This window comes from Thermoactinomyces vulgaris (genome assembly GCF_005886755.1).
In the GTDB taxonomy this organism is placed as follows: Bacteria; Bacillota; Bacilli; order Thermoactinomycetales; family Thermoactinomycetaceae; genus Thermoactinomyces; species Thermoactinomyces vulgaris.
In genome coordinates this window covers 211,677-230,310 of sequence record NZ_CP039710.1, presented here as the reverse complement: position 1 = coordinate 230,310, position 18,634 = coordinate 211,677, and the positions used below count along the sequence as shown (strand labels likewise).

At 47.6% G+C, this 18,634-nt stretch carries 15 protein-coding genes, 1 tRNA gene and 1 other annotated feature; of the genes, 11 read left to right on the top strand and 5 right to left on the bottom strand.

Features of this window, described 5'->3' with window-relative positions:
- Positions 1-18 precede the first annotated feature (18 nt).
- Positions 19-2,475 carry a DNA gyrase subunit A gene (gene gyrA, locus FA954_RS01265; protein ID WP_138614823.1) on the top strand — a complete coding sequence of 819 codons (2,457 nt, stop codon included), beginning with the start codon at positions 19-21 and terminating at the stop codon, positions 2,473-2,475.
- On the opposite strand, the gene FA954_RS01260 is transcribed toward gyrA, so the two are convergent.
- Positions 2,472-3,461 (bottom strand): YaaC family protein, encoded by a 990-nt coding sequence (locus FA954_RS01260; protein WP_175413162.1) that lies wholly within the window; start codon positions 3,459-3,461, stop codon positions 2,472-2,474. The two genes, gyrA and FA954_RS01260, sit on opposite strands and share 4 nt — an antisense overlap.
- A gap of 95 nt (positions 3,462-3,556) precedes the next feature.
- On the opposite strand from FA954_RS01260, the gene FA954_RS01255 reads away from it, so the two are divergent.
- The 8 genes from FA954_RS01255 to FA954_RS01220 all read left to right on the top strand — a co-directional run bounded on the left by FA954_RS01255 (position 3,557) and on the right by FA954_RS01220 (position 11,475).
- Positions 3,557-4,411 carry an alpha/beta fold hydrolase gene (locus FA954_RS01255; RefSeq protein ID WP_037998254.1) on the top strand — a complete coding sequence of 285 codons (855 nt, stop codon included), beginning with the start codon at positions 3,557-3,559 and terminating at the stop codon, positions 4,409-4,411.
- A gap of 161 nt (positions 4,412-4,572) precedes the next feature.
- Positions 4,573-6,030: an IMP dehydrogenase gene (guaB, locus tag FA954_RS01250; RefSeq protein ID WP_062843210.1), complete on the top strand. Its 1,458-nt coding sequence runs from the start codon at positions 4,573-4,575 to the stop codon at positions 6,028-6,030.
- 197 nt (positions 6,031-6,227) lie between these two features.
- Positions 6,228-7,469 carry a D-alanyl-D-alanine carboxypeptidase family protein gene (locus FA954_RS01245; protein WP_062843209.1) on the top strand — a complete coding sequence of 414 codons (1,242 nt, stop codon included), beginning with the start codon at positions 6,228-6,230 and terminating at the stop codon, positions 7,467-7,469.
- Between the two features lie 136 nt (positions 7,470-7,605).
- On the top strand, positions 7,606-8,499 hold the full coding sequence (pdxS, locus tag FA954_RS01240; protein WP_037998258.1) for a pyridoxal 5'-phosphate synthase lyase subunit PdxS: 894 nt from the start codon (positions 7,606-7,608) through the stop codon (positions 8,497-8,499).
- Between the two features lie 19 nt (positions 8,500-8,518).
- Entirely contained in the window at positions 8,519-9,106 is a 588-nt protein-coding gene (gene pdxT, locus FA954_RS01235; RefSeq protein WP_037998259.1) for a pyridoxal 5'-phosphate synthase glutaminase subunit PdxT, read from the top strand.
- 112 nt (positions 9,107-9,218) lie between these two features.
- Positions 9,219-9,443, top strand: a binding site (T-box leader).
- A 42-nt stretch (positions 9,444-9,485) separates the two neighbouring features.
- The gene (gene serS / locus FA954_RS01230) at positions 9,486-10,763 is read left to right on the top strand and encodes a serine--tRNA ligase (protein WP_037998261.1); all 1,278 of its coding nucleotides are present in this window, start codon (positions 9,486-9,488) and stop codon (positions 10,761-10,763) included.
- A gap of 102 nt (positions 10,764-10,865) precedes the next feature.
- Positions 10,866-10,955, top strand: a tRNA-Ser gene (locus FA954_RS01225).
- Between the two features lie 322 nt (positions 10,956-11,277).
- Entirely contained in the window at positions 11,278-11,475 is a 198-nt protein-coding gene (locus FA954_RS01220) for a hypothetical protein (protein WP_037996561.1), read from the top strand.
- A 316-nt stretch (positions 11,476-11,791) separates the two neighbouring features.
- On the opposite strand, the gene FA954_RS13575 is transcribed toward FA954_RS01220, so the two are convergent.
- From FA954_RS13575 to FA954_RS01210, 3 genes are all read right to left on the bottom strand, one after another.
- Positions 11,792-11,953 (bottom strand): hypothetical protein, encoded by a 162-nt coding sequence (locus FA954_RS13575; RefSeq protein WP_156473336.1) that lies wholly within the window; start codon positions 11,951-11,953, stop codon positions 11,792-11,794.
- 369 nt (positions 11,954-12,322) lie between these two features.
- A complete protein-coding gene (locus FA954_RS01215) occupies positions 12,323-13,747 on the bottom strand; it encodes a sensor histidine kinase (protein WP_121874264.1) in 1,425 nt (474 codons plus the stop codon).
- Entirely contained in the window at positions 13,734-14,405 is a 672-nt protein-coding gene (locus tag FA954_RS01210) for a response regulator transcription factor (protein ID WP_175413221.1), read from the bottom strand. Before FA954_RS01210 ends, FA954_RS01215 begins: the two co-directional genes overlap by 14 nt.
- Before the next feature lie 104 nt (positions 14,406-14,509).
- Here FA954_RS01210 and FA954_RS01205 point away from each other — a divergent pair, with 104 nt between their 5' ends.
- A complete protein-coding gene (locus FA954_RS01205) occupies positions 14,510-15,826 on the top strand; it encodes a hemolysin family protein (protein ID WP_037996568.1) in 1,317 nt (438 codons plus the stop codon).
- Between the two features lie 19 nt (positions 15,827-15,845).
- Here FA954_RS01205 and FA954_RS01200 read toward each other — a convergent pair whose 3' ends face one another.
- Entirely contained in the window at positions 15,846-16,583 is a 738-nt protein-coding gene (locus FA954_RS01200; RefSeq protein ID WP_049720756.1) for a sporulation protein, read from the bottom strand.
- 169 nt (positions 16,584-16,752) lie between these two features.
- Here FA954_RS01200 and asnB point away from each other — a divergent pair, with 169 nt between their 5' ends.
- The gene (gene asnB, locus FA954_RS01195) at positions 16,753-18,597 is read left to right on the top strand and encodes an asparagine synthase (glutamine-hydrolyzing) (protein ID WP_037996573.1); all 1,845 of its coding nucleotides are present in this window, start codon (positions 16,753-16,755) and stop codon (positions 18,595-18,597) included.
- Positions 18,598-18,634 lie beyond the last annotated feature (37 nt).

Genomic DNA, 18,634 nt, shown 5'->3' with positions numbered 1-18,634 from the left:
AGAACGGAGAGATGAACAATGGAAGAAATGAACCGTATCCAAGAAGTCAATATCAGTAAGGAAATGAAAACCTCTTTCCTGGACTATGCGATGAGCGTGATCGTGAGCCGGGCGTTGCCGGATGTCCGCGACGGGTTAAAACCGGTTCACCGGCGGATTTTGTACACCTTTTACGAGTTGGGGATGACCCCGGATAAGCCGTACAAAAAGTCTTCCCGTCTCGTCGGAAACGTGACGGCGAATTATCACCCGCACGGGGATGCGGCCGTGTACGATTCCATGGTGCGGATGGCACAGGACTTTACTTACCGTTATCCGCTTGTCGACGGACACGGGAACTTCGGATCCGTGGACGGGGACCCGCCGGCGGCCATGCGTTATACCGAAGCAAGGATGGCTGCCATCAATCTGGAAATGCTTCGCGACATCCAAAAAGACACCATCGATTTCACACCCAACTACGACGGGCAACAAGAGGAGCCGGTGGTGCTCCCTTCCCGTTTTCCGAACCTCCTTGTCAACGGGGCTTCGGGGATTGCGGTCGGGATGGCCACCAACATCCCTCCGCATAATTTGAGGGAAGTGATCGACGGCATCCTGTTGTTGCTGGAAAATCAGGATGTGTCCGTTGAGGAATTGATCAAAGTGATCAAAGGGCCGGATTTCCCCACCGGCGGCATTATTTTGGGTTATGACGGAATCCGCAAAGCGTACCGCACCGGTCGCGGAAGCATTCAAATCCGGGCTAAAACGCGGATTGAAGAAGCCCGAAACGGAAAAATGCGGATTGTGGTGGACGAACTTCCGTTCCAAGTCAATAAAGCGAAATTGATCGAAAAAATCGCCGAATTGGTACGGGATAAAAAGATCGACGGAATCACCGATTTAAGAGATGAATCCGACCGCAACGGAATGCGTGTGGTGATTGAGCTCCGCAAAGATGTGAATCCGCAGGTGGTTTTGAACAACCTGTACAAATTCACCAACTTACAAACCAGTTTCGGCATCAACATGCTGGCATTGGTCGACGGACAACCGCGCGTGTTAAATCTGAAGCAGACGATCCAACATTATGTGGACCATCAAATCGAAGTGATTCGCCGCCGGACTCAATATGATTTGAACAAAGCGGAAGACCGGGCGCACATCTTGGAAGGGCTCCGAATCGCTTTGGACCAGATTGACGAAGTGATTGATTTGATCCGCTCCTCGAAAACCACGCAGGAAGCGAGAACCGGCCTGATGGAACGGTTCGGCCTGTCCGAAAAACAAGCCCAAGCCATCCTCGATATGCGGCTGCACCGTTTAACCGGTTTGGAACGGGAAAAAATCGAGAGCGAATATAAAGAGCTGCAACAGCTGATCTCCAAATTGCGTGCCATTCTTGCCGATGAGAACAAAATCCGGGGTGTGTTGCGCAAGGAAATCATTGAAATCAAAGAAAAATACGGTGACGAACGCCGGACAATGATCAAAATTGAAGAAGACAACATCGACATTGAGGATCTGATCCCGGAAGATGAAGTCTCCATCATGATGACGCAAAGAGGGTATATCAAGCGGGTGCCGCTTTCCACCTACCGCGCGCAAAAACGGGGCGGAAAAGGCATCACGGGAATGGGAACCCGTGACGACGATCTGGTTCAGCACATGTTTGTCACCCATTCACACAGCACGCTGCTTTTCTTTTCCAACAAAGGAAAGGTTTATCGCCTGAAAGCTTATGAAGTTCCGGAACTGGGACGGACGGCGAAAGGCACCCCGGTGATCAATTTGATTCAAATTGATCAAGGGGAACGGATCGAAGCCGTCATTCCGGTCAAAGAATTTACCCCGAACCAATTCCTCTTCTTTGTCACAGCAGAAGGAGTGGTGAAGAAAACCGCATTAAGCGAGTTTGAAAACATCCGCCGCAACGGATTGTTCGCCATCAATTTGCGTGACGGGGACGATCTGGTGGGCGTGCGCCTGACCGACGGGGATCAGGAAGTGATCATGGGAACACGGCACGGCATGTCCATCCGTTTCCATGAATCCGACGTCCGTGAAATGGGACGTTCTGCCACCGGGGTAAAAGGAATCACCTTGGGCGAAGGAGACCGCATCATTGACATGGATATCGTGGTTCCGGACAGCTACGTCATGATCGTGACCGAAAACGGCTACGGAAAACGGACGCCGATTGATGAATACCGGATTCAATCGCGTGGGGGCAAAGGGATTAAAACGTTAAGCCTGACGGAGAAAAAAGGCGAAGTGGTTGCGCACAAAGTGGTGTCGGAAGATGAGGATCTCATGATTGCAACGCAATCGGGCGTCGTGATCCGGATCAAAGTTGCGGATATTTCCATCATGGGCCGGTATGCCCAAGGTGTCCGTCTGATTCGGGTGGATGAAGACGAAGTTTCCGCGGTGGCCCGGGTGCATGCCGAGGAAGAAAACGATGAAAAAGAAGAGAAAGAATCGGATGCTTAATCCGGCCAATCCCAAAACGGGGCCATAAAGCCGGGGAACCCGTAAAGAATCAGATCAGTCAGATGGATTAACATCAGCTGTTCCTGATGAACGGACGCCAGCATGATTTCTTCCCACAAGGGGGGATCATACCGGCACAGCATACTCATGGAAAAACACAGCATCATCAGGGAAATGACCCGCGGAAGCGGACCAGGGCGATGATTACCGATATACAGGTAATGGTCGCCCTTTTTGTTTCTTTCAATCCAAGGATGAAGCCGGTGCGGCGGGCCGGAGGCGGAACAGTTCAGGTAAAGCGCTCCTTCCTCTTGATGGTGCAATGAAAACTGAATTTCCCTGCTTTGTGCGTTTAATTTTTCCACAAAGGATGAGGTAGCAAGGTGGCATTGATCCAGAATTTTTTCAGGGATGACCATAAGGGAGGAAGAAGGCATCCAATCCACGGGAAACCAAGTGCACTCACCGAAGATCGTCCGGTACGTCGGCTGCAGTTCAGGCAAAAAGCCGAGCAATTCCTTCATCCGATAGGAATCGCCGGCAGATACCGGAAGATTTATCATTTCAGCCAGATACGGAAACAGTCCCTCTTTTTGGATCCGGATTTCGTCCTGCGAAAAGCGAAAGGGTTCCCTTTTCCGTTTGCGGGTCGACAGCCCGTGTCGCAACACGGCCGTGTTCTTTGGATAATCGGGGTCTTTGGTTAAAATCCAGGCTTTGAAAAAATTCATCATCCCGTAATAGAGCAAAAGGGGTTGCATCCATTTGTCACATGCCCGGGCTGTTTGAAACAGGGAGCAAGCTTGGCGAATGTAAGCGGCAAAAGATTGGACATTTTTGTAAGCCAAAACTCCCGGTTCCCCGAAAGAAGCATCCTGATATTTTTGCTGCAGAAATTTGCGTGCCCATTCTTCATTTTGCAGTTTTAAAAAAAGATCCGGTGCATGGAAGCCATCACGGGAAGAAGGGTCTGAGCAAAACGGCACACCCGTCACCTCGATTTTTCTTTCTTTTTTTTTTATTGTTTGACAAAATAAAAAGGGCTATAACAAGAAAGAGCAATGGGAGAGAGGCAGCATCCATGAAAAGAAAGGTTATATGCCTTTGTCTGTTGTCGGTTTTTGTGTTTGGACTGTTGCCGCCTCCGGGTTCCGGAAAGACAACGGTTCCGAAAAAATATGATCTGGTGTTGATTCACGGATTTAACAACCGCCATCAATGGGGGTATGAATTTTTAAACTGTTTGGCCCGGAATTGGGGCTCCGGGAATGTTTATGTGGTGTATTCCAATTCGTCCATGAAAGTCTGGTCGATGCCGGTGCAAGGAAAACGGGTGATCATGATGGGGGCGAAAAACCATCAGGCCGGGAATGATTCCATTGAGAAGCAGGCCCGGGTGATTTCCGAGAAAATTTCGATTCTCCAAGAAAGGCACGGACTCGGGAAAAACTACTACATTTTGGCTCACAGCATGGGTGGACTCGTTGCCCGGCGTTTGGTTTACATGCGGCCCGGGGAAGTGGCGGACCTGGTGACGCTCGGGACTCCGCATCAAGGGACACCGCTTGCGAAAGAATATGAATGGCTGGGGATGTTTGTCAACGGACAGGAAGGGATCAAAGATGTCACGCCGGAAGCAGTGGCCCGGTTTAACCGGCGCTTTCCGGTGGAAAAAAGCCCGTTTTATCAAAACGGAAAACTGTACACGATTGCCGGGGATGCGGACGGTTGGGGCGACCGGGGATGGAAAGGGGAATTGGCCGTCGGTTGGACCTTGCTGGCCCTGAAATATCATACAGACAGCGACGGGGTTGTGGAAGAAGGAAAAGCCACGCTTCCCGGCGCTTACCATGTGAAAACTTTTTGGCATTTAAACCATTTGCAGTTGATCCAGAGCCCGCTGGTTGCCGAATTTGTATCCAAGTTGTTGCCTTAAACACATTTATCCACAAGCCTTTGTGAGTTATCCACAGGATTTTGTGGATAATCTATGGATAAATACAATACAGCCATGGCTGGATCTTGAAAAATCTTGACAGTTATGCAGGAGACTGTTAAACTGCTTTAAAATTATTAGGCCAAAAGGGGAAAACGTCTATGTGGGAACAGAAATTCGCCAAAGAAGGATTGACTTTTGATGATGTACTGCTATTGCCGGCAAAATCAGAGGTACTGCCTCGCGAAGTCAATGTGGGAACCAAGCTGGCAGAAGGAATTGAATTGAATATTCCGTTGATCAGTGCGGGAATGGACACCGTCACCGAATCCAAACTGGCGATTGCCATTGCCCGGCAAGGCGGAATCGGAATCATTCATAAAAACATGAAAGTGGAAGAACAAGCCGAGGAAGTCGACCGCGTCAAACGTTCCGAAAGCGGAGTGATCACCAATCCGTTTTATCTGACGCCCGAACACAAAGTCCATGACGCGGAAGAACTGATGGCCAAATACCGGATTTCCGGTGTGCCGATTGTGGATGAAAACCGGAAACTGGTTGGCATTATCACCAACCGTGACCTTCGCTTTGTACGGGATTATGCCATGCCGATTCAAGAAGTGATGACGACCGAACCGCTTGTTACGGCTCCGGTCGGGACCACGCTCGAACAAGCGGAAGAAATCCTGCAAAAGCATAAAATCGAGAAATTGCCGCTGGTGGATGAAAACGGGGTTTTAAAAGGGCTCATCACCATCAAAGACATTGAAAAGGCGACACAGTTTCCCGACGCGGCCAAAGATAAACAAGGACGTCTTTTGGTCGGGGCGGCTGTCGGGGTGTCCAAAAATATGGAACGCCGGGTTCAAGCCTTGATCGATGCCGAAGTGGACTTGATTGTTGTGGATACGGCCCACGGCCACTCCAAAGGGGTTTTGGATGCCATTCACACGCTTCGCCGGAAGTATCCGGATTTGGTCATTGTGGCCGGAAATGTCGCAACCGGTGAAGCCACCCGTGATCTCATCGAGGCAGGTGCCAATATCGTGAAAGTTGGAATCGGCCCGGGATCCATTTGCACAACCCGTGTGGTTGCCGGCATCGGCGTTCCGCAAATCACGGCGATCTATGATTGCGCGACTGTGGCCCGCCAGTACGGTGTGCCGATCATTGCTGACGGAGGAATCCGTTATTCCGGGGATATCGTCAAAGCTTTGGCGGCGGGTGCGGATGCAGTCATGTTGGGAAGCCTGTTTGCCGGAACGGAGGAATCTCCCGGGGAATCAGAAATTTACCAAGGACGCCGGTTCAAGGTGTACCGGGGAATGGGATCCATCGGCGCCATGCAACAGGGGAGCAAAGACCGTTACTTCCAGGAAGATGCGCAAAAACTCGTTCCGGAAGGCATCGAAGGACGGGTTCCGTACAAAGGGCCTTTGGCCGATACCGTGTATCAATTGATCGGAGGCATCCGTGCCGGAATGGGTTACTGCGGTGCGGCCACATTGAAAGAACTGAAGGAAAACAGCCGGTTTATCCGGATCACCAATGCCTCTTTGCGCGAAAGCCATCCGCATGATGTCCAAATCACCAAAGAAGCGCCCAACTATCATTTATAATCCATCCGTTAAAATGCAAGCTGTTGATCGTTGATTCGGTCAACAGCTTTTCTTCGTGATGCGAAATTTTTCTTTTCTTGTCCATTTCTTTTTTTATTGCAATTTTGTAAAATGATTCTCATCCTTTTCATCCTTTTCGAATGTTGTTGTAGAGGACGATTTCAAAACAGAGACAGGGAAGTAGGGAATGAGCGACGATGAATCATTTTCATGACAAAAAAGTTTGGTTGTTTTTAAGCGCGTTTGCTTTTTTCATATGGATGTTTCCGGTTCCGGTGCAGGCTGAGCAGGCAGAGCTTCCTCCAGTGGAAGCGCGTTCTTATTTTTTGATGGATTTTTATTCCGGGGTGGTTTTGGCCGCGAAAGATGAAGAAACCCCTTATCCCCCGGCCAGCATGACCAAAATGATGACGGCCCTGGTGGTTTTGGATGACATTCAGGACGGAAAATTGCATTGGGATGATGTGGTGACGGTCAGCAAACGGGCGGCCGATGTGGAAGAAGCACAAATTTATTTAACCGAAGGCGAAAAGATCACGGTCAAGGAACTTTTTGAAGCGATGTTGATTTATTCCGCCAATGATGCGACCGTGGCCTTGGCGGAACATGTGGGCGGAAGCGAAGAAGGATTTGTCGACCGGATGAATGAAAAAGCGAAAGAAATTGGGATGAACAACACCCATTTTCAAGGAGCCTCCGGTTTGGATCTGCATCTGTATCCCGATCCGCCCAAGGTGCCCGGGAAACACGTGATGTCGGCCCGGGACACGGCGATTCTTGCTTCGACGTTGATTCAAAGACACCCCGAAGTTCTGAAGGTAACGGCGACGGCGAAATATAAGGTCCGGCCCGGAACCAACCGGGAACAAACGGTGACGAACTGGAACCTTATGCTTCCGGATTTTGTGTATGCCTATCCGGGTGTGGACGGAATGAAGACCGGACATACCAATGCCGCCGGTTATTGTTTCACGGGAACCGCGCAACGGAACGGATACCGCTTGGTTTCGGTCGTGATGGGAACCGCGAATGATCAAAGGCGTTTTTCTGAAACGAAAAAACTTTTGGATTACGGATTTGACCAATTTTCATTCACCACTTTGGTCCCGGAACACGGAAAAGTAAAAGGGCAAGAATCATTGACATTGCCTAACGGCGTGGAACGGACCGTCCCGGTGGAAGTGGAAAAAGCCGTGTCGCTGCCGGTTCAAAAAGGAGAACAAGGCAAATATTCCATCAAAGTGGAGTTTGATTCCAACGTGAAAGCCCCTCTGGAGAAAGGCACCATTGTCGGAAAAGCATATGTCGTTTATGATGGAAAGAAAATGGAAGGCTTCAAACCAATCAATGTGGTCACTTCTCAATCCGTGGAAGAAGGGAGCTGGATTCGCCTCTTTTTCCGCTCGGTGGGGGATGAAATTTCAAGTTGGTTTGATTGATTATTTTTCAAATGCTTCCATTCAATTATAATAAAAGAGGGAGGAAAAGGGGGATTTTCTCTCTTGCAAAATGAAACCCCCCTTCCATGACGATCACAGTTGAAGACATCCATAAGATCACAGAGGAGGCAGCAAGATGAGTCAAACACGGAAAACAGGAACGGACCGGGTAAAACGCGGGATGGCTGAAATGCAAAAAGGCGGCGTCATCATGGACGTGGTGAACGCCGAGCAGGCCAAAATTGCCGAACAAGCCGGCGCGGTGGCAGTGATGGCGCTGGAGCGCGTTCCGTCGGATATCCGTGCGGCAGGAGGCGTTGCCCGCATGGCTGATCCGCGTGTGGTGGAAGAAGTGATGAACGCTGTTTCCATTCCGGTAATGGCCAAAGCACGGATCGGCCATTTTGTCGAAGCGCGTGTATTGGAATCCATGGGGGTTGATTATATTGATGAGAGTGAAGTGTTAACCCCGGCGGATGATTTGTTCCATATCGACAAATCCCAATTCACCGTTCCATTTGTATGCGGTGCCCGTGATTTGGGGGAAGCGTTGCGTCGCATCGGGGAAGGGGCATCCATGATCCGGACCAAGGGGGAACCCGGTACCGGAAACATTGTGGAAGCGGTTCGCCATATGCGTAAGATGCAGGCACAAATTCGCCAAGTGCAAAATATGTCCCGTGATGAATTGATGGCCGAAGCGAAAAAACTGGGGGCTCCGTATGAACTGCTCCTGGAAGTGCATGAGACCGGAAGATTGCCGGTGGTCAACTTTGCGGCAGGAGGCGTCGCCACCCCGGCGGATGCCGCACTCATGATGCACTTGGGATCCGATGGCGTGTTTGTGGGCTCCGGTATTTTTAAATCGGAAAACCCGGAAAAATATGCGCGCGCGATTGTGGAAGCGACCACCCATTATGAAGATTTTGCTTTGATTGCAGAAGTCTCCAAAGATCTGGGTTCGGCGATGACCGGGATTGAAATTTCCAAACTGAGTGCGGAAGAACGGATGCAAGAGCGCGGTTGGTGACATAAGGAGGACAGATCCGATGAAAATTGGAGTATTGGCATTACAAGGCGCAGTCCGTGAACATATCCGCCTGCTTCAACAAACCGGGGCAATGGCCGTGGCGGTGAAGAGGGCGGAAGAGTTGTCGGATCTGGACGGTCTGGTGATTCCGGGCGGGGAATCCACAACGATTGGCAAATTGGTGAAAAAATATGAACTGACCGAACCGATTCTCGCGCTTCATCGTGCTGGGAAACCCATTTTCGGAACCTGTGCCGGAATGATCCTGATTGCCAAAAATATCGGGCCGGAAGAAGAACCCCATTTGGGCATCATGAACATCACGGTGAAGCGGAATGGGTTTGGACGCCAGCGGGAAAGTTTTGAAGCGGAGCTGGCGTTAAAAAACATTGCTGATGATTACCCGGCGGTCTTTATTCGTGCTCCTTACATCGAAAAGGTGGAACCGGGAGTCGAGGTCTTCGCCGAAGTGGACGGAAAAATTGTCGCTGCCAAGCAAGGGAATTTGCTCGCGATGTCTTTCCATCCGGAATTGACCGAAGATCCGCGGGTTCACGCTTATTTTGCTGAAATGGTTCGTGAATCGATGGCAGAAAAAGCAGTATAACGGAAAATTTTCATTCTTGACGGAATCCTCCCTGTTTTGGGGAGGATTTTTTGGTTGGGATGGTTACAAAGGGTGTACAATCGGATATAATAAAAGGTAAAATTTGAAATGGCAGGCCGCGAGGAAAAGGCGAGTAGCTGATTGTTTTGCCATCCAGAGAGGCGGTGGAAGGTGCGAACCGTCCAAAATGATCAGTGAATCCACCTTGGAGCGAGGCACGAAGCGAACCGGGTTCGCATAAGTGTTTTCGGTGAACGAACCGTTATCTCGTCAGAGCGGGCCGGTGGATGCGTCCACGGCCAAGAAGGGTGGCAACGCGGAACCTTCCGTCCCTTGTATGAGGGGGGAAGGTTTATTATTTTATAGGAGGTGTGTGTGAGTGCTGGATATGAAAATCCTTCGCAATCAAATGGAGGATGTGAAGAAAAAATTATCGACAAGAAATGACGAATTGGAAGGACTCCGCGCCTTCACGGAATTGGATCAGCGGCGACGCGCATTGATTCAGCAAAGTGAGCAATTGAAAAACAAACGGAACGTGGTATCCAAAGAAATCTCCCAAAAGAAAAAGAACAATGAGGATGCAGAAGACAAAATCAAGGAAATGCGCCAAGTGGGAGAGGAAATCAAACGGTTGGATGAAGAATTGCGCCGGTATGAAGAAGAAATGAATCAAATCCTGCTCCAACTTCCTAACATTCCTCATGAAAGCGTTCCCGTCGGAAAGTCGGAAGAAGAGAACGAAGTGGTTCGCACATGGGGGGAAGTTCCCGCTCCTTCCTTCGAGCAGAAGCCGCACTGGGAACTGGCGGAAGAATTGGATTTGCTTGATTTTGAACGCGCCGCCAAAGTAACGGGTTCCCGGTTTGTCTTTTATAAGGGTCTGGGAGCGCGTCTGGAGCGGGCGTTGATCGATTTCATGCTGGATTTGCATACCAGGGAGCATGGATATACGGAAATTATTCCGCCTTATATTGTGAACCGCCGCACCATGACCGGTACAGGGCAATTGCCCAAATTTGAGAACGATGCCTTTAAGCTGGCGGAAAATACGGATTATTTCTTGATTCCCACTTCCGAAGTACCGGTCATAAACTATCATGCCGGCGAGATTTTGTCTTTGGAAGACCTGCCCAAATATTACACGGCTTACAGCAGTTGTTTCCGCTCGGAAGCGGGATCGGCCGGACGGGATACCCGCGGTTTGATTCGTCTTCATCAATTTAACAAAGTGGAATTGCTGAAATTGGTCCATCCGGAATCATCCTATGAAGAGCTGGAAAAAATGGTGGAGAATGCCGAAAAGGTCTTGCAATTGTTGGAACTCCCCTATCGGGTGGTGGCTTTGTGTACGGGAGATCTCGGGTTTTCTGCCGCCAAAACCTATGATCTGGAGGTATGGATGCCCAGCAATCAAAGCTATCGGGAAATCTCTTCCTGCAGCAATTGTGAAGATTTCCAAGCGCGCCGCGCACAAATCCGCTTCCGTCCCGGTCCCAAAAGTAAACCGGAGTATGTCCATACGCTCAATGGTTCGGGACTGGCCGTGGGACGGACCGTTGCCGCCATCTTGGAAAATCACCAGCAAGCGGATGGAACGATCCGGATTCCCGAAGCATTGCGTCCTTACATGGGCGGAATCGAGAAGATTGGATAAAATAAATCCCTGCAGATATTGCAGGGATTTATCTTTTGAGGTTGGTTGACATCGCACAAAAAATCAGTATAATATAACTTTGTAATTGAATATTTACATTGTGGAGAGGTGGTCGAGTGGTTTAAGGCAGCGGTCTTGAAAACCGCCGAGGGTTCACGCCCTCCGTGGGTTCGAATCCCACCCTCTCCGCCAAATGGACAGAAAGGTTTCGCGGAAAGCGAAACCTTTTTCTTTACTGCCAGGTTAAATTTTTACGGGATGCGTTTGATGTGTGATCCATGTTGTTGCTGGTTGTTCATGCACAAAAGATATCATTCATGGAAAAAAACATTAAAAAAACATAAAAAATTAATCAAATAGAAAGAGAATCGACATTCATCAGCAGGGGTTCTTAAATAAAAGGATTGAACCAACGGCCTGATTCATGTAAATTCAGAATTAAAGATATAGTTTTCACAATGATTTGATCAAATGTTAAAATCTCATTCAACATTTAAAACAAGGAGGGTAAAGAATGTTCTACTTAAAAATTGAAACTGAAAAAAACGGGGAAATCAAAACGCATGAATACCCCGCCGGATTTGAGACCGAAGAATCCGCCAACGAATACATAAAATCTCTGATTCGCTTGTTTCCCAAAAAACATGAAGCCAGCCGCTTCTATATCAGTACGGACAAAAGCAATTGGAAAGAAGTTCAGGTTGAAGTTTGAGACAATCCGACAAAAAGCTGAATATGATCAAAGTGGGAGGGGGAAACCTCCTCTTTTTTTTATCAATCTTAACATTTATATTAGCACAAGATGTTGTGGATAGTGTGGATAAAATTGTGGATATGTTGATAAATTTTATTTTTATACAACATACTGAATGAAAAAAAAGAGCCGGCTTTTTAGCGCGACTCACCGGAGGGTATCGGTTTTTTCCCGTGATTCAATCCCGTTGAAATCTTACATTTTCATTATAACGAATCATCGGTTGATTCGAAATATTATTATGGAAAGGGTCATAAAAAAGACACATGCATAATTATGAATGATGGTTTTTGGAAGAAGAAGTTTTGAAGGTTAATTCCTCAAACATATTCTCCATTTTCAAGATCACGCTTTGATTATGGGATAGTTGTTCTTGGACCAAGGGAAGGGTTTCTTCAATGATACGGGCAGCCCAGATCAGCCATGGATTATGCATTCCATCGGCTCCTTTGGAAGTGGTTTTGTTTTATTATTATATCATATATTCGGCGAAATAGGAACGTATGTTCTTGTTTTGGGGTTGAAAAGCATGCTGTTCCGAAATTGCACTATATGTTGTGGATAATGTGGATAAAGTTGTGGATATGTTGATGGGCCGGCATCGGGATCAGCTGTTTTAAATGCATTAAAAAATCTGTACCAAGGGAAAAGATGGTTTATTCAAAGGTTGAAAGCTTTTTTTGAAACTGTTTTTGGTTTGACAGGATGTTGTAATCATCCGGCTTTTTTCCGTGGAACCGGTCTCACTTTGCCGGCAGAAAACAACCGGGTTTGGCATTGCCCCGGTCCGGCAGAAAGAATGGAATTATTCATTTTGTTCAGGAAAAGGAAAATGAATCGTAAACAAAACGCCGTTTTCTTCATTGGTCAGCTGGTAAGGGAACGAATGGATATCCAAAATCTGTTTCACGATATAAAGCCCCAAACCGCTTCCCCCGGTGTTTCGGTTTCGGGATTTTTCCAAACGGTAAAAGGGTTCGAAGACTTTTTGCAGTTCGGCTTCCGGGATGGAGGCTCCCGTATTCAGTACGTGAAATTCGATATGGGAGTTTTTTTGTGCAAGGGAAATCCGGACGGTTTCGCCGGAAGGAGCATAGTTGATGGCATTGTGGATGATGTTTGCCACCGCTTTTTGCAGATAGCCGGGATCGGCTGTGACAAACAGGTCCGGCTCGATGTTCACGTCAAATCGGATTTGTTTGTCCTCGCGGAAAAATTCCAGCCTTTTGATGACGGATTGAATCATGCCTGATAAAGAAACGGTTTTTTTCAGCGGATGAAATGCATCCGATTCCAGTTTGGAGACTTCCAGGATTTCTTTTACCAGTTGTTCCATGTTTTTGATAATCGAATAGGATCGGCGCAAATATTTATCCCGGTCTTTGTACACACCGATTTGGTGGATCATGCCTTCCAGTTGCCCCATCACGGCCGTGATCGGTGATTTCAATTCATGCGAAATGGTCGCCATCCATTCCCTCCGCTTCGCTTCTTGTTCCCTTTCGCGTTGAATGTCATTTTTTAACTTCGCATTGGCTTGTTGCAATTCGGACATCGTTTGTTTGAGATTTTGCGACAATTCATTCAGGCTCTGGGACAATTCCCCGATTTCATCATCGGACCGGTTTTCCAACCTCTGGCTGAAATCCAGTTTGGCCATTCGCTTGGCCACTTGATTAATTTTAAGCAGGGGTTGGGTGATCAGTTTGGTGTAGAGAAATGCACCAACCATGGAGATCAACAGGACAAAAAAACCCATGTACGGCATCAGCATCAAAATGGCATTGGAAGCCTCATCGATAGGCTGCAAGGTGGCGACAAAAATGGCGATAAACCGGCCGTCCTGAAAGGAGATGGGTTTTTCGATGATCCGGATCGGCGGGATGCCATCTGTTTCCTTTTCGTAATTATTACGGTACGGGATTTTAACCAAAGGAGAAGAGGAAGACGGAATCGAAATCATGTTTCCCTGTTGATCCCGGATCAGCAAATGGATGTTGTAGTCATGGGTGAATTCGTATAAAAGGTTTTGTGCTTGGGAAACGGGAACCTCCGAAACATCGGCCAACAATTGGTCGATGCCGTGGTTTAATTTATTGATCTTGTATTCATAATAAAAAGAAGGCAACAAAAAATAAAAGGCAGCAAACAGGATGCTGGTGGTCAGAGCGATCAGCAGGCTGGTGATCCAAAAAATTTTCAGGGTAATGCTTTTTTTATGCTGTATCAAGCTTGTAGCCCACTCCTTTTACCGTCTGTATGTAGGGGACCCCCAATTTTTTGCGCAAGTTTTTGATATGGGTGTCGACAACCCGGGGATCTCCGTAATAATCAAATCCCCAAACTTTGTTGAGCAAAAGCTCTCTTGAACACACTTTCCCTTTGTGTTTCATCAGGGTTTGCAAAATTTCAAATTCCTTGGTCGTCAAGTGTTTTTGATGCTTGCCGACATAAACGTTATAGCCGTCCAAATCCAATGTGATTTCCTGGTACTTTAATTTTCGCGTTGACTCTGCTGTCTGATAGGTTCTGCGCAGCACGGCTTCGACGCGTTTGATCAAAATATGAAAAGAAAACGGTTTGGTGATGTAATCATCCACCCCCAGCTCAAATCCTTTCAGTTGGTCGGCTTCCTCATCCAAAGCCGTCAGCATGATCACGGGAACACCGGATTGTCGGCGGATGGCTTTCAATACCTGATATCCGTTCATCTCCGGGAGCATGACATCCAAAATCAACAGGTCCGGATTCGTTTCCATAAATTTTTGGATTCCTTCTTTTCCGTCACCGGCCACATCGACATAGTAATCCTGAACCGTTAAAAATTCACGAATCAGCTCCTGAATATCAGCGTCGTCCTCGATGACCAAAATATGGTATGGCATGATGACCCTCCGTATCGTTTCGTTTCTTTTGTTATGATAGCAAATTTATTTATGAAAAGACGGGACATACTAAGAAAAAGTGGTCCGCTTCAGGTGGAGGAGTTGTTATGCAGGAGCTTATCAGCCATCTTTTTTATCTTTTGTTGGTCCTCATCTTTGTCTTGTTAAACGGTTTTTTTGTGGCTTCCGAGTTTGCCATTGTGAAAGTCCGTTCCAGCCGGATCGCGCAGATTGACACCAAGCGGGGAAGAGTTGCACAACAGGTTTTGTCCAATCTGGATGAATATTTATCGGCCACTCAATTGGGAATCACCTTGGCGTCTTTGGGGCTTGGATGGATCGGGGAACCGGCGATCGCACGGTCTTTGGAGCCCTTTTTTCGTTGGGTCGGGATTCCGGAACTTCTGATTCATACAATTTCTTTTGCGATTGCCTTTTCCTTGATCACCTTTTTGCATATTGTGATCGGGGAAATGGCCCCCAAATCGCTTGCCATTCGCCAGTCGGAACGGATCACTTTATGGACGTCTGTTTTTCTGCACGGATTTTACAGGTTGTTTCGCCCGTTTATTTTTTTGTTGAACCAGTCCGCTAATTGGTTTCTCCAAAGATTTGGCGTCGGAACGAGCGAAACGCAACAAGCGCATACCGAAGAAGAAATCCGCATGTTGATTGCTCAAAGCCATCGCAGCGGTTTCATTGACCAGACCGAACTCAAGCTGTTTGACAATGTGTTTGATTTCACCGAACGCGTCGCCAGGGAAGTGATGGTTCCCCGTGTGCGAATGCATTGTATGTACGTGGAAAAACCGCTCGAAGAAAATCTGAACATCATCAAGCAGTTTCATCACACCCGTTTTCCTTTGTGCAAATATGACAAAGACAATATCCAGGGACTGATTCACATCCGGGATGTTTATGAGCAACTGGTGGAAGGAAGAAAGCCCGATTTAACGGCGTTGGTACGCCCGGTTGTCGTTGTGCCGGAAACGATGGAAATCAAGGATGTGCTTCGCCAATTGCAGAAAAAGAAAACAGGAATGGCGATTGTTATCGATGAATTTGGCGGGACATCCGGGCTGGTTACCACGGAAGATATCATCGAAGAGATTTTCGGCGAGATTCAAGATGAATTTGATGATGAAAGGCCATTTTTCCAAAAAGAAAAACAAGGCATCCTGATTGATTCCGGGTTGTTGATTGAAGAAATCAACAATTATTTTAACATCCATATTGAGGACGAAGATAATGACACCATCGGGGGCTGGTTGTTTTCCAAGCTGGAAAAAGTGCCGAGCGTCGGGGATCAAGTGGAGTTTGAGGGATTTGTGTTCACGGTCAAAGAAATGGACCAGTGGCGCATTTCCCGCATCTTGGTCGAACAACATAACACCGCCGAAAAAAAGGGCGATGTAGTCCGGTAAAAGGGCATCGCCCTGCGGGTTAAACCAATTTTCGGCTCAGGATTTCCTTTAATTTGTTGGTGGGGTTGGTCAGTGTTTGTTGTCCGTTGACATAAACCTGTCCCAGTTCGTGAGGATTCCAGGACAATGTGGTGTAAAAAGACTGATTGGCCCGGATCATTTCCAGGTTCATCAACACTTCGCTGTCAGAGAGATTGAAAACCACATTCAACTCGTCGATATAACCGTGGTAACGCCCGATGGGCCGGAATTGGAATACTTGTTGAAAACCGAAAGGCTTGGCTTCCGGATCATATTGGTTATAAATCTGATACAAAATAAATTCCGACTCCTCGATTTGTTTCAGGCAATTTTGCACGGTTGGATGGGGAAGCACCTCAATCAGGTCTTCGTCACTGGGATCGATGGCCATTTTGATGTCCAATCCGGTTTTTAAGTAAATGGGGTAACTGCCTGTGGACATCGGTGTGACAATCGGCAGATGAATCTGAAAAGGAATTTCCTTGGTCTCATTGGCTTGAATGACAAAGGATTTGGACAACTGGTATTCTTGCAGGATGTAAGAGACTTTTTTATTGTATCTTAAATAATGAATCACCAGATACAAATAAATATCGTCAATTTGTTGTTCGGCTTGTCCGCCTTGTATAAATACAACGCCTTGAACTGAATCGCCGGCGTAAAAAGTTTCTTGGTTCAGGCGGGTGTCCACTTGTGCGGCTCCGATTCCCAAGCTGGCTAATGATTTGAAAATCAACAGGTATCCCTCCTTTGGGCGAGAATTTGGTTAAAAAGACCAATTATATCATAACACAAAATAAGACATTTCCCGATATTGAATATTTTTCTGTTTTTTATGGGCACTTTTCCGGGGTTTCTACATAGTATGAGAAGAAGACACTTTATCAGAAAAATGGGGGATGTCCATGTGCGGAATTACCGGATGGATAGATTTTACGAGGGATTTGACCCGGGAACGGGAAATTTTACGCCGGATGAATAAAACGCTCCAATCCAGAGGACCGGATGGAGAAGGGTTTTGGTTTTCCGAACATGCCGCTTTGGGACACCGGCGGCTGATCGTGATTGACCCGGAAGGCGGAAACCAACCGATGGTGAAAAAAGTGGATGGGTATGAATTTGTCATTAATTATAACGGCGAAATCTACAACATGGAGGAACTCCGCCTCAAACTCCGGTCATTGGGGCATACCTTTGAGACCCGGTCCGATGTGGAATTGATCTTGACGGCGTACTTGGAATGGGGGGAAGATTGTCCCAAGCATTTAAATGGAATTTTCGCTTTTGTCATTTGGGACGGAAAAAAGCAGGCTTGTTTTGCGGCCAGGGACCGGTTGGGGGTAAAACCGTTCTTTTATACCAAAACAAAAGATGCTTTTCTGTTCGGATCCGAGTTGAAAGCCATTCTGGCCCATCCGGAAGTGGAACCGGTATTGGATGATCAAGGGTTGGCCGAAATTTTGGTGATAGGCCCGGCAAGAACCCCGGGATGCGGAGTGTTTAAAGACATTCATGAATTGCGTCCCGGACAGATGCTCCGTTATGACCGGAACGGCCTCAAAACGTGGACTTACTGGGAGCTGACCAGCCGCGAGCATGAAGATGATCTGGAAACCACGGCCGAAAAAGTGCGCGAACTTTTCCGGGATGCGGTGAAAAGGCAATTGGTTTCGGATATTCCTGTGGGCACGATGCTGTCGGGGGGATTGGATTCCAGTGCCATCGCGACATGCATGGCACAGGTTTATAAAGAAGAAAACCGGGGGCCGTTGCATACTTTTTCGGTGGATTATATTGATAATGAAAAATACTTTCATGTCAATGAATTTCAGCCCAATGCCGATCCCCCTTGGGTCAAAATGATGTCGGAAGAGATCGGGTCTGAGCACCATACCATTTTACTGGATAATCATGAACTGTTTCGCAGTATCATCCAAGCGATGGAGGCAAGGGATTTGCCGGGGATGGCCGATGTCGATGCTTCCATGCTCCTTTTTGCCAGAGAAATCAAGAAAGAAATGTCCGTGGTTCTTTCCGGGGAATCCGCGGATGAAGTGTTCGGCGGGTATCCGTGGTTTCACCGGGAAGAGATGGTGAATGCCGATACGTTCCCTTGGGCGCGCTTGGTTGAAAAACGGCTTCCTTTTATTTCCCCGGAAATAAAAGAACGGGTGAATCTGTTGGAATATGTGGAAGCAAGGTATCAAGAAGCCTTGTCGGAAGTTCCGCGCTTTTGTGAAGATCACACCCGGGAAGCACGGATGCGGGAAATGTTTTATTTGAATTTAACCCGATGGATGCCCACCTTGCTGGACCGGAATGACCGCATGAGCATGGCATTCGGTTTGGAAGTGCGCGTGCCGTTTTGTGATCATCATTTGGTGGAATATGTGTGGAACATCCCCTGGTCGATGAAAAAGCATGGAAACCGGGAAAAAGGATTACTGCGTTATGCCATGAAAGAGGTTCTCCCCCAACCCATTGTTGAGCGCAAAAAAAGCCCCTATCCCAAGACCCATCATCCCGATTATTTGCGCCTGATGAAAAAACAAATTCGCGAAATCCTGGATGACCCGTCGGCGCCGTTATTTCAATTATTGGATCCAAAGGAAGTCGAAAATTTCATGAATCAGGATTTGACCCAGTTGCATTTGCCTTGGTTTGGTCAATTGATGAACGTGCCGGCCTTGTTGGCTTACTGGTGGCAAATCAATGAATGGATGAAACGGTATAAAGTGGTGATCCAATAAACGCGGGAATGAATTCAATCCCGCGTTTTTTGGCATA

Excerpts from the sequence above, each read along its gene's own strand:
- FA954_RS01245 (WP_062843209.1), top strand. The coding sequence starts at position 6,228 with ATGAATCATTTTCATGACAAAAAAGTTTGGTTGTTTTTAAGCGCGTTT.
- guaB (WP_062843210.1), top strand. The coding sequence starts at position 4,573 with ATGTGGGAACAGAAATTCGCCAAAGAAGGATTGACTTTTGATGATGTA.
- pdxS (WP_037998258.1), top strand. The coding sequence starts at position 7,606 with ATGAGTCAAACACGGAAAACAGGAACGGACCGGGTAAAACGCGGGATG.
- pdxT (WP_037998259.1), top strand. The coding sequence starts at position 8,519 with ATGAAAATTGGAGTATTGGCATTACAAGGCGCAGTCCGTGAACATATC.
- FA954_RS13575 (WP_156473336.1), bottom strand. The coding sequence starts at position 11,953 with ATGCATAATCCATGGCTGATCTGGGCTGCCCGTATCATTGAAGAAACC.
- FA954_RS01205 (WP_037996568.1), top strand. The coding sequence starts at position 14,510 with ATGCAGGAGCTTATCAGCCATCTTTTTTATCTTTTGTTGGTCCTCATC.
- gyrA (WP_138614823.1), top strand. The coding sequence starts at position 19 with ATGGAAGAAATGAACCGTATCCAAGAAGTCAATATCAGTAAGGAAATG.
- FA954_RS01220 (WP_037996561.1), top strand. The coding sequence starts at position 11,278 with ATGTTCTACTTAAAAATTGAAACTGAAAAAAACGGGGAAATCAAAACG.
- asnB (WP_037996573.1), top strand. The coding sequence starts at position 16,753 with ATGTGCGGAATTACCGGATGGATAGATTTTACGAGGGATTTGACCCGG.
- FA954_RS01255 (WP_037998254.1), top strand. The coding sequence starts at position 3,557 with ATGAAAAGAAAGGTTATATGCCTTTGTCTGTTGTCGGTTTTTGTGTTT.